This window comes from Arthrobacter sp. P1_C12_2 (genome assembly GCF_056406415.1).
Window position 1 is genome coordinate 1 of record NZ_JBFUAF010000039.1, and the last position, 9,366, is coordinate 9,366.

General features: G+C 69.7%; 9 protein-coding genes and 1 pseudogene. 6 read left to right on the forward strand and 4 right to left on the reverse strand.

Annotated features, from left to right (window positions below; all coding sequences use genetic code 11):
* Positions 1-36: 36 nt before the first annotated feature.
* Entirely contained in the window at positions 37-1,191 is a 1,155-nt protein-coding gene (locus tag AC1DZQ_RS22230; RefSeq protein WP_476965539.1) for a cysteine desulfurase family protein, read from the forward strand.
* 80 nt (positions 1,192-1,271) lie between these two features.
* Here the strand turns inward: AC1DZQ_RS22230 and AC1DZQ_RS22235 are convergent, their stop codons facing one another.
* Positions 1,272-1,757: a GtrA family protein gene (locus AC1DZQ_RS22235; protein WP_476965532.1), complete on the reverse strand. Its 486-nt coding sequence runs from the start codon at positions 1,755-1,757 to the stop codon at positions 1,272-1,274.
* Between the two features lie 4 nt (positions 1,758-1,761).
* Positions 1,762-2,436, reverse strand: a complete 675-nt coding sequence (locus AC1DZQ_RS22240; protein WP_476965533.1) for a DUF1684 domain-containing protein — start codon at positions 2,434-2,436, stop codon at positions 1,762-1,764.
* 111 nt (positions 2,437-2,547) lie between these two features.
* On the opposite strand from AC1DZQ_RS22240, the gene AC1DZQ_RS22245 reads away from it, so the two are divergent.
* From AC1DZQ_RS22245 to AC1DZQ_RS22255, 3 genes are all read left to right on the forward strand, one after another.
* On the forward strand, positions 2,548-3,978 hold the full coding sequence (locus AC1DZQ_RS22245) for a M20/M25/M40 family metallo-hydrolase (protein WP_476965534.1): 1,431 nt from the start codon (positions 2,548-2,550) through the stop codon (positions 3,976-3,978).
* Between the two features lie 30 nt (positions 3,979-4,008).
* Positions 4,009-4,815, forward strand: coding sequence for a hypothetical protein (locus AC1DZQ_RS22250; RefSeq protein WP_476965535.1), 807 nt, complete (start codon positions 4,009-4,011; stop codon positions 4,813-4,815).
* Between the two features lie 70 nt (positions 4,816-4,885).
* Positions 4,886-5,689, forward strand: coding sequence for a transglutaminase-like domain-containing protein (locus AC1DZQ_RS22255; protein ID WP_476965536.1), 804 nt, complete (start codon positions 4,886-4,888; stop codon positions 5,687-5,689).
* A gap of 69 nt (positions 5,690-5,758) precedes the next feature.
* On the opposite strand, the gene AC1DZQ_RS22260 is transcribed toward AC1DZQ_RS22255, so the two are convergent.
* Together AC1DZQ_RS22260 and AC1DZQ_RS22265 are read right to left on the reverse strand one after the other, a co-directional pair.
* Positions 5,759-6,220 (reverse strand): MarR family winged helix-turn-helix transcriptional regulator, encoded by a 462-nt coding sequence (locus AC1DZQ_RS22260; RefSeq protein ID WP_476965540.1) that lies wholly within the window; start codon positions 6,218-6,220, stop codon positions 5,759-5,761.
* A complete protein-coding gene (locus AC1DZQ_RS22265; protein ID WP_476965537.1) occupies positions 6,220-7,350 on the reverse strand; it encodes an LLM class flavin-dependent oxidoreductase in 1,131 nt (376 codons plus the stop codon). Before AC1DZQ_RS22265 ends, AC1DZQ_RS22260 begins: the two co-directional genes overlap by 1 nt.
* Positions 7,351-7,589: 239 nt before the next feature.
* Here AC1DZQ_RS22265 and AC1DZQ_RS22270 point away from each other — a divergent pair, with 239 nt between their 5' ends.
* Both AC1DZQ_RS22270 and AC1DZQ_RS22275 read left to right on the forward strand, forming a co-directional pair.
* Positions 7,590-9,014: an MFS transporter gene (locus tag AC1DZQ_RS22270; protein ID WP_476965538.1), complete on the forward strand. Its 1,425-nt coding sequence runs from the start codon at positions 7,590-7,592 to the stop codon at positions 9,012-9,014.
* 148 nt (positions 9,015-9,162) lie between these two features.
* A pseudogene (locus tag AC1DZQ_RS22275) lies at positions 9,163-9,366 on the forward strand (peptidase M28); the annotation flags it as partial.

Consider the following 9,366-nt stretch of genomic DNA (forward strand, 5'->3'; position numbering starts at 1 on the left):
CCCCGGCGCCGGTCCGACGGCCGGCTGAGGCGCACCGTGATCTTCCTCGACGCCGCGGCCACCACGCCGGTCCGCCGCGAGGTGCTGGAGGCCATGTGGCCGTACCTCACGGGCGAATTCGGCAACCCCTCAAGCCATCACTCCCTGGGCGGGGCGGCTGCCACGGCGCTCGCCGGGGCCCGCGCCGCCACCGCGAAGGCCTTGGGCTGCCGCGCCGGGGAAGTCGTCTTCACCTCCGGCGGCACGGAAGCGGACAACCTCGCCGTCAAGGGCATCGCCCTGGCCCGGCGCGCCGCCGATCCGCGCCTGGACCGGGTGGCGATCAGCGCCGTCGAACATCCCGCCGTGGAAGAATCCGCCAGGTACCTCGAACGGGTGCACGGCTTCGCCGTCGACGTGATCCCCGTGGACCGCTTTGGGCAGGTGACCGAAGAGGCCCTGAGCGCCGTGCTGCAGCCCGGGACGGCCCTGGTGAGCGTCATGTACGCCAGCAACGAGGTCGGCACGGTCCAGCCCATCGCCCGGCTCGCGGCGCTGGCCCGGGCGCAGGGCATCCCGTTCCACACGGATGCCGTCCAGGCCGCCGGCTGGCTGCCGCTGGACACCGGCTTGCTGGGCGTGGACGCGCTGAGCATTTCCGGCCACAAGCTGGGCGCGCCCAAGGGCAGCGGCGCACTGTTTGTCCGTGGCAGGGTCCGGCTGGAACCCGTGCTCCACGGCGGCGGGCAGGAACGGGGCCGCCGCTCGGGCACCGAAAACGTCGCCGGGGCCGTGGCGCTCGCGACGGCCCTGACGCTGCCCCGGGAGCCGGCCGGGCGCGTGGCAGCCCTCCGCGACGGGTTCATCGACGCCGTGCTGGCCGGGGTTCCCGGCGCACAGCTCACCGGCCACCCCACCGAGCGGCTGCCCTCGGTGGCCTCCTTCTGCTTCCCGGGCACCAGCGGCGAGTCCGTGTTGCTGGAACTCGAGCGCCAGGGCGTGGTGTGCTCCAGCGGGTCCGCGTGCGCGGCAGGCTCGGATGCGCCGTCGCCCGTGCTGCTGGCCATGGGCATCGAGCCCGGGGTGGCCCAGACGGCGGTGCGGTTCAGCTTCGACTCGACCGTGACGGAAGCGGAGTTGCAGGAGGCCGCAGCCGCGGTCCGCACCGCCGTCGGCAGCGTACGCTCCCTCGGCACCCCCTCCACCGGTTGAGCTACCACTAGAAGTCCTTATCGGGCACCCATAGCCGCATCAACTGACAGCACAACCCGGGGTTGGGGCTCTGGCCGGAGCTAGCGGTGCCGGGCGCGGCGGAAGATCCAGTGCCGCAGCATCGTGAACCGCACGGCGGTGGCGGCGAAACCGGAGAGAGTGGTGGTCCACAGCTCCTCTGCCACGGTGGCATCCGGGTTGATCCAGTGCAGGACGGCCAGGCTGCCGCCGGTGATCAGCAGCGCCACGAGGATCACGATCAGGCCGTTGAGGTGGTCCCGCTTCATCCGGCGGCGTTCGGTGATCTTGAACGTCAGGCGCCGGTTGAGGGCGGTGTTCATGAATGACGTCAGGATCAGGGCCGCCGCGTTGGCCGGCTGGGCCCCGAGCCAGGGCCGGGACAGGGCGTACAGGCCCAGGGACGTCAGGGTGCAGACAATGCCGACGCCGGTGAACCGGATGAGCTGCCGCACCACGGGGTAGCGCAGGATTCCGCGGTACCGCCGGGTCTTGGGCCCGCGGACGACGGCGGGGGCAGGGTCAAGCTGTTCGAGCTGGGACTCCATCCGCTCAGTACAGCTCGCCCACAGGGATGTCCACGGCCAGCCGGTTCGCCGGACCCGCAAGCGGACACGCCCAGGCCTCGTTGTAGGCGCAGGAGGGGTTGTAGGCGAAATTGAAGTCCAGGATGAATTCGGCCTGGGGCCCGGAGCCCCGCACGCCGTGGAAGGCTCCCTTGATGGTGTCCAGGAGGTAGCGTCCCGCGCCGTAGCTGCCGCCGGGCTGGCCTGCGGTGGCGTCGCGGAACGGCACGAAGATGCCGCCGCCGTAGCCCCTGAGCTTCCAGACCGCGAGCTGTCCCATCTCGGGCAGGTCGAAGGTGCCCAGCCGCACAAACCGGACCAGGCCGTCGGTCCCGGTTTCGACGTTCATCTCCCGCCCGGCGCCCTCGGGGGTCAGCGGGACGTGGAAACGGTAGATCGGATCGTAGTCCGCCGTCTTCAGGCCGCCGAAGGTGGCCTTGGACTCGGCCGTCAGCGCCGAGGCCGGGTGGGTGCCGAACATGCGGTCCCGCTCCTGGCGCCAGTAGGAATGCGCCTCCGCCGGGCTGTCCGCGGCGATCTTGCGCGTGGTGGTGTAGAGGGCAAAGGTCCGCAGCCGCCAGTCCGCGATATCGAGCGCCGACATGCCTGCCACGTCGCCCTGGTCCCCAAAGTGCGTTCCGTCAATGTGCTGTTCGGCCATGCCCCCAGCGTATCCGCTTTCGCGAGGCCGAAATTGTGCCCCGGATTCCGGGGCCGGACCCGCGCGCCGAATAGCCCGTTCCGTGGCCCATCCGGCCGTAGACTTTCGCGCATGCGCAACCCCCTGCAGGACGCGGCCACCGGCAATACCCTCAACAGCCCCGGCGACGCACCGGCCAGTCCCGGGCGTGCGGCGGCGTCGCTGGCCGAGCTCGTGACGTACCGGACGGTGTCCTTCCGAGCCGAGGGGTCCTTCCGGGCCGAGGGGTCCTCGCCGGCCGGGGACGCCGTGGAGACCGCCGAGTTCGAGGCCTTCATCGCGGCGCTGCCCCGGCTGTATCCGGCGGTCCATGCTGCCCTGGAACTGGAGAGCATCAACGGCCACGCTCTCCTGTACCGCTGGCCCGGCACGGCCCCGGAGGCGGCGCAGCGCGCGTCGGTGCTGATGGCGCATTACGACGTCGTCCCGGCGGGCGACCCGGGGGAGTGGACGCACGCGCCGTTCTCCGGCCACAACGACGGCACCTTCCTGTGGGGCCGCGGGACCCTCGATGACAAGGGCCAGCTCGTGGCCATCCTGGCGGCGGCCGAGAGCCTTCTGTTGGCGGGGTATGCGCCCGCGCATGACCTCTACTTCTCGTTCGGCAACAACGAGGAGACGGCCGGCAACAGCGCGGCGGCCGCCGCAGACCTGCTGGCCGGCCGCGGTGTGCTGCCCTGGCTCGTGCTGGACGAGGGCGGTGCCGTCGCGGGCGGCGCCTTTCCGGGGGTGAGCCGGCCGGCCGCCGTCGTGGGCGTGGCCGAAAAGGGAATCCTGGACGTGGAGCTGCTGATCCGGGACCCGGGCGGACACGCCTCCACACCGCCGCGGATGGGGGCGACGGCGCGGCTGGCCCGCGCCATCACCCGGATCGAGCGCAGCCCGTTCCCGCAGTCGCTGCCGGAGGTGACCGCGGAAATGCTGCGCCGCTTCGGCCCGCACACGCCGCCGCCGCTGCGGGCCGTGTTCGCGAACGTGGCACTGCTCCGGGCGCCGATCACCTGGCTCTTCGGCCGGCTCGGCAGCGAGACCAACGCCATGACCCGAACCACCGTCGCCATCACCACCCTCGAAGGCAGCTCCGGGGCGAACGTCCTCGCCGCCACGGCCAAGGCCAACGCCAACATCAGGGTGGCGGTGGGGGAGACCGTCGAGGGCACCATGGCACGGCTGCGGAAAATCATCCGGGACCCGAAAGTCGAACTGCGCGTCGTGGAGGGCAACGGCCCCTCGCCGGTGTCGCCGTCCTCGGGGGCCCAGTGGGACTTGCTGGCGGACTGCATCGGGCAGGTCTTCCCCGAGGCGATCATCACCCCCTACATCATGATGGGCGGCACCGACTCGCGCCGCTTCACCGGGATCTGCGGCGCCGTGTACCGCTTCGCGCCGTTCTTCATGGACGTCCGGGCCCGTGGCTCCATCCACGCCGTTGACGAAAAAATTGCGCTGGAGACGCTCGAGGACGGGGTCCGCTTCTACGAAACACTGATGCGGGGACTCTGAGTCATGCGGCGCCCCGGCTACGCTGGCACCATGACTGGGACGGCCCCTTCTTCTTCAGGCACCGCAGGAATCCGGAGCGCTGTGCTGCGCACCGGCGCGGCGCTCGCGGTCGCGGCGGCAGCCCTTACGGGCTGCGGGAGCAACGGCAAGGCGACACCGGTCTGGACCGCAGGGAGCAGCGCGGCGGACAGTGCGACGTCGTCTGCCACCACTTCTCCAGCACCGTCGGCCAGCGCTTCCGCCGCTCCGGGCTCGAGCGCGTCGGCCTGGAAAGTCTTTACCGACCCGGCAAAGACCGTCAGTTTTGAGGTGCCGCAGGACTGGATTGTCCAGTCCGTCGCTCCCGACGCCGGCGCGCTGCCGGGGGCGCTGAAGGTCATCGTCAAGGACGCCGACGGCGGGTACCTGGCCACCCTGCAGACCGGGCTGCCGCCGCAGCCGGCCGCGGCCTGCGCGGACGGCGCCGCACGGAACTACGTCGTGGTCAGCAGCGTGCCGGTCGACCTGCCGCACGCCGGCGGCGGGGGAACCATTGACCCGCACGTGGTGTTCCGGGTGATCCAGGGCTATAAGTACTTCGGCTCCTACGGCATAACCAACGTGGTGGGCGGCGCCGGCGGCAAGAGCTGCGCGCTGCAGAACGTGGTCCGTGGCCCGGCCGGCAAGGGGGACTATTCGTTCGGGGACCTGACAGTGCTAAAAACGTTGGCCCCGGACCAGAAAGTTGCCCCCGCCAAGACGTTCGACACGCTCGACCAGGCGGCCAAGTACGTCAACGAGGGGTCCGAATTCGCGGACGTCCAGCGGATGCTAATGTCTCTGAAGATCAAAAACTAGTCCCGCCCGCCCGCACATCCCCGGGCCGTTGACGGCGACTTCCCACCCCCACCTCACAWCCCGGAGATACATGGAACGCGCCGTAGCCGCCCGCCTGGCCTTCAAGACCGTTGCCGAGACCAAGGTGGCTCTCGCCGTGGCCGTGGCCCGGAACGCCGGGTACGGCTCGTTCGAAGAGTCGCTCAGGGTGACCGCGGGGGGCGCGGACGTGCCGCTGACCGAACTCTCGGACCATCACGGCGGCCGCTTCCACTACATGGAATTCGCCGAACCCACCGAAGTGCTGGTTGAGTATTCGGCCACCGTCACCGGCTTCGCCCTGCCCGAGGAACCCGGGCTCATGGAGCTGATCCGCTATGTCCGGCCCAGCCGCTACGCGGAGTCGGACCGGCTGCTGCCCACCGCCTATGCCGAATTCGGCGGTCTTCAGGGCGAGGACCTGCTCCACGCCGTCCGCGACTGGGTTTTCAGCGAACTGCGCTACGTCAGCGGATCCTCGCGGGGGACCGACGGCGCGGTCGAAACCCTGCTGCACCGCCGCGGCGTCTGCCGGGACTTTGCCCACCTGGCCATTGCCCTGCTGCGCTCCAAGAACGTCCCGGCCCGGCTGGCCGCCGTCTATGCCCCCGGCCTGACCCCGATGGACTTCCACGCCGTGGCCGAGGCGCACATCAACGGTGCCTGGCACGTCATTGACCCCACAGGGCTGGCGCCGCGGGAGAGCATGCTGCGGATCACGGCCGGACGCGATTCCTCGGACACCGCCTTCCTGTCCACCGTGGGCGGCAGCCTGTCCCTGAAGGAACTCAGCGTCACCGCCGTTGTCGATGAGCTGCCGCTGGAAGACCCGGCGCAGCTCGTCGCCATCCACTAAGCAGCACACACGGCCGCCCAGCGCACTGTCTCAGCGCACAGCTTCAGCGCACTCTCTCAGCGCACTGTCTCAGCGCACGGAGACCGCGGCGCGGAGCTTCTCAGTCAGCCGCAGCAGCTCCTGCTGTTCGGCGGCGGAGAGGGCCGGGCCCACGAGCGCGGCGATGTCGCGCACGTGTTCCCGGCCGATCTGCTTCTGCAGGTCCCGTCCGGCATCGGTGAGCCGGATGAGAATCCCGCGGCCGTCCTCGGGGGCCGGTGTCCGTTCGACGAGCCCGCGCTTTTCGAGCCGCTCCACCAGCCGGCTCAGGCTGGACTGGCTCAGCAGCACGTTGTCGTTGAGCTCGTTCAGGCGCAGCCACCCGGAAGGGCAGCGGGAGAGCGTGAACAGGACGTCGTACTCATTCAGCGCCAGGGCTTTGAACGCCGGCGCCGCCTGCAGCCTGCGCATCACCGCCACCTGGGCCCGGAACAGGGATTCCCAGGTTTCCGCGGCCAGGCGTACCGGCGACGCTGTGGTCTTGGCCGGCATCATGAGCCCTGGATGGTGGTCTCTGCCGGGGCGGCGGCGGCGTCGGCGGTCCCGGCTGACAGTGCGGCGGCCACCCGGCCGGCATGCGTCGGCGGGTCGGGGACATGTGCGGGCTTGAGTGCGGCATATTCCCTGCGCAGCACCGGCAGTACTTCTTCGCCGAACAGATCCAGCTGTTCCAGGACGGTCTTCAGCGGCAGGCCGGCGTGGTCGATCAGGAAGAGCTGGCGCTGGTAGTCACCGAAGTACTCCCGGAACGTCAGGGTCTTTTCGATCACTTCCTGCGGGCTGCCGACCGTCAGAGGGGTCTGGGACGTGAAGTCCTCCAGCGAGGGGCCGTGGCCGTAGACCGGGGCGTTGTCGAAGTAGGGGCGGAACTCCTTGACGGCGTCCTGGGAGTTCTTCCGCATGAAGAACTGGCCGCCGAGGCCCACAATCGCCTGGTCCGCCTTGCCGTGGCCGTAGTGCTCGTAGCGTTCGCGGTAGAGGCCGATCAGCTGCTGGTAGTGCTCCTTGGGCCAGAAGATGTTGTTGGCGAAGAAACCGTCACCGTAGTACGCCGCCACCTCGGCGATCTGCGGCGTGCGGATCGAGCCGTGCCACACGAAGGGGGCGACGCCGTCGAGCGGGCGGGGAGTGGAGGTGAAGTTCTGCAGCGGGGTGCGGTGCTTGCCGGACCAGTTGACGGTGTCCTCGTCCCAGAGCCGGCGCAGCAGGGAGTAGTTCTCGATCGCGAGCTCGATCCCGTCCTGGATGTTCTTGCCGAACCAGGGGTAGACGGGGGCGGTGTTGCCCCGGCCCAGGACCAGGTCCACGCGCCCGTCGGCGAGGTGCTGGAGCATCGCGAAGTCCTCGGCGATCTTCACCGGGTCGTTGGTGGTGATCAGGGTCGTGGCCGTGGACAGGATGATGCGCTCGGTCTGGGCCGCGATGTACGCCAGCGTGGTGGTGGGGGAGGACGAGAAGAAGGGCCGGTTATGGTGCTCGCCGAGGGCGAAGACATCCATGCCGATCTCTTCGACCTTCTTGGCGATGGCCACGGACGCCTTGATGCGCTCGTGCTCCGTCGGGGTGCGGCCCGTGGTGGGGTCGGTGGTGATGTCGCTGACGCTGAATACGCCGATCTGCATGGTGTGCCTTTCCGTGGCCGGGTGGATCCGGGATCTGCTTCTAGTCTAGCCGATTTAGATGCGTTTGCATCTATCGACCCGTATAACGCCCGCCACTGACGAATATTCCCGCACCCTTCCGGCCGAGGTTCCCGCTTGTGGCACAGGCGGAGGCCTAGGATGCAATCAATCGGCTGGCCGCGAGGTGCCCGCCCTCCCGGAAGGCCCCCATGCGCCGTGTCGTAGCTTTTCTGTGTCTGGTGGAGCTCACCAGTGGAATCCTGCAGGGCTATTACACGCCCATCCTCACCGATATCGCCCGTCATCTGGGGATCCACGACGCCGACGTCAACTGGTTCGAGGCCGCCCAGCTCATGGTCAGCGCCCTCGCCGTGCCGGTGCTGGCCAAGCTGGGGGACATGTATGGGCACAAGAAGATCCTCCTGGCTTCCACGCTGGTCACCGCCGCGGCCTCCTGGGGCGTCGCGCTCGCCCCGGACTTCTGGACCTTCCTGGCCGCATGGTCGGTCCAGGGCTTCTACGTTGTCTGGCTGCCGCTGGAAATTGCCCTGATCTTCAGCCGCGTCCATCAACTGCCCGACGGCGCCGCCCGCACCCGGCGCGCGGCCGGCGTTCTCGTCGGGGCACTGGAGGCCGGTGTCATCGCCGGTGCGCTCGCCGCCGGTGCGCTCGTGGAAGTGTTCGCGGGGCAACTGCAGCTCGTGCTCCTGGTTCCCGCGGTGGCCGTGTCCGCGTGCTGGTTCGCCATCCGGTTTGGTGTGCCGGAATCGCGTGAGCGCAGCGGCGGACGCGTGGACACCCGCGGCTTCACGCTCCTCGCCCTCGGACTGCTGCTCATCACGTCGGGGCTGACCTTCATGCGCCTGAACGGAGCCGGCGCGTGGTGGCCGTGGGCGCTGGTGGGAGCCGGAATTCTGGTGTTTATTCCGTTCGCGCGGTTCGAGCTGCGCCAGGCCGATCCGCTCGTGGACATCCGGATGCTGCGGGGCAAGTCCATGTGGCCCGTCCAGCTGACCGCCGGGCTCTTTGGCGTCTCGGTCCTGGGCGCGCAGGCCCCACTGTCCACCTTCGCCCGGACCGACCCCGCGCTGCATGGCTACGGCCTAGGGCTGCGCGCCGGGCAGGTCTCCATCATCATCGGCGTCTATGTGCTGGCGCTGCTGGTGGGCGCCCTGCTGTATCCGGTGGTGACCCGCCGGCTCACCCCGCGCTGGACCCTTGTGGGCGCCGCCGCGCTCGTGGGCGTGGGGTACCTGCTGTTCCTGCCGTTCCATGGCAGCCTTACCGAAGCTCTGGCCAATATGGCGATCGCCGGCGTCGGCTCCGGTGCCCTCGTGGCGGCGCTGCCTTCGGCGGCCGCCGTGGCGGCGCCCCTGAACCGCACAGCAATGGCCACGGGCCTGACCAACACCACCAAGACCATCGGCGGGGCCTTCGCGTCCGCGGTGTTCGGCATCGCCCTGCTCAGCCACGTCGTGGCCGAGGCCGGGGCCGGCGCGGGGGACCCCGGTCAGACTGCTGCGCCGCTCGCCGGCTACCTCACGGTATGGACCATCTGCGGGGTCACCGGACTTGCCGCGGCTGCCGTGCTGATGATGGTGCCCCGACTGGCCTTCTCCGACCCGGCGGCCGCCGCCGCACCCCTCCGGGCCGGTTCGCACTAGCCGGACCCTTCCTCCTCGAGTACTGACGAAGTATGTTCGTACCGTGACGGGAGCGCGAAGGTACAGGCGGGGGAGGGCGGCGGCCGCGGCCGCCCTGGTGGCTATCAGTTTCCTGCTTTCGGGATGTACTGCGTCGCGGCTGGATCCTGTGAGCACGGTTGATGCGCGCACCGTGCTGGAGGATTTCAAGTCCCGGGACATGGTGGGGCACATGCAGGCGCTGCAACGCGTGGCCGATGCCAACGGCGGAAACCGGGCGTCGGGCACCTCCGGGTATGAGGAATCTGCCCGCTACGTCGAGGAGCAGCTGCGCGCGGCCGGGTACGCGCCGGTGCGGCAGACCTTCACGTTC

Bases quoted from the DNA above. Each gene is read 5' to 3' on its own strand.
- AC1DZQ_RS22250 (WP_476965535.1), top strand. From the start codon at position 4,009: ATGACTGGGACGGCCCCTTCTTCTTCAGGCACCGCAGGAATCCGGAGC.
- AC1DZQ_RS22235 (WP_476965532.1), bottom strand. From the start codon at position 1,757: ATGGAGTCCCAGCTCGAACAGCTTGACCCTGCCCCCGCCGTCGTCCGC.
- AC1DZQ_RS22240 (WP_476965533.1), bottom strand. From the start codon at position 2,436: ATGGCCGAACAGCACATTGACGGAACGCACTTTGGGGACCAGGGCGAC.
- AC1DZQ_RS22265 (WP_476965537.1), bottom strand. From the start codon at position 7,350: ATGCAGATCGGCGTATTCAGCGTCAGCGACATCACCACCGACCCCACC.
- AC1DZQ_RS22260 (WP_476965540.1), bottom strand. From the start codon at position 6,220: ATGCCGGCCAAGACCACAGCGTCGCCGGTACGCCTGGCCGCGGAAACC.
- AC1DZQ_RS22255 (WP_476965536.1), top strand. From the start codon at position 4,886: ATGGAACGCGCCGTAGCCGCCCGCCTGGCCTTCAAGACCGTTGCCGAG.
- AC1DZQ_RS22245 (WP_476965534.1), top strand. From the start codon at position 2,548: ATGCGCAACCCCCTGCAGGACGCGGCCACCGGCAATACCCTCAACAGC.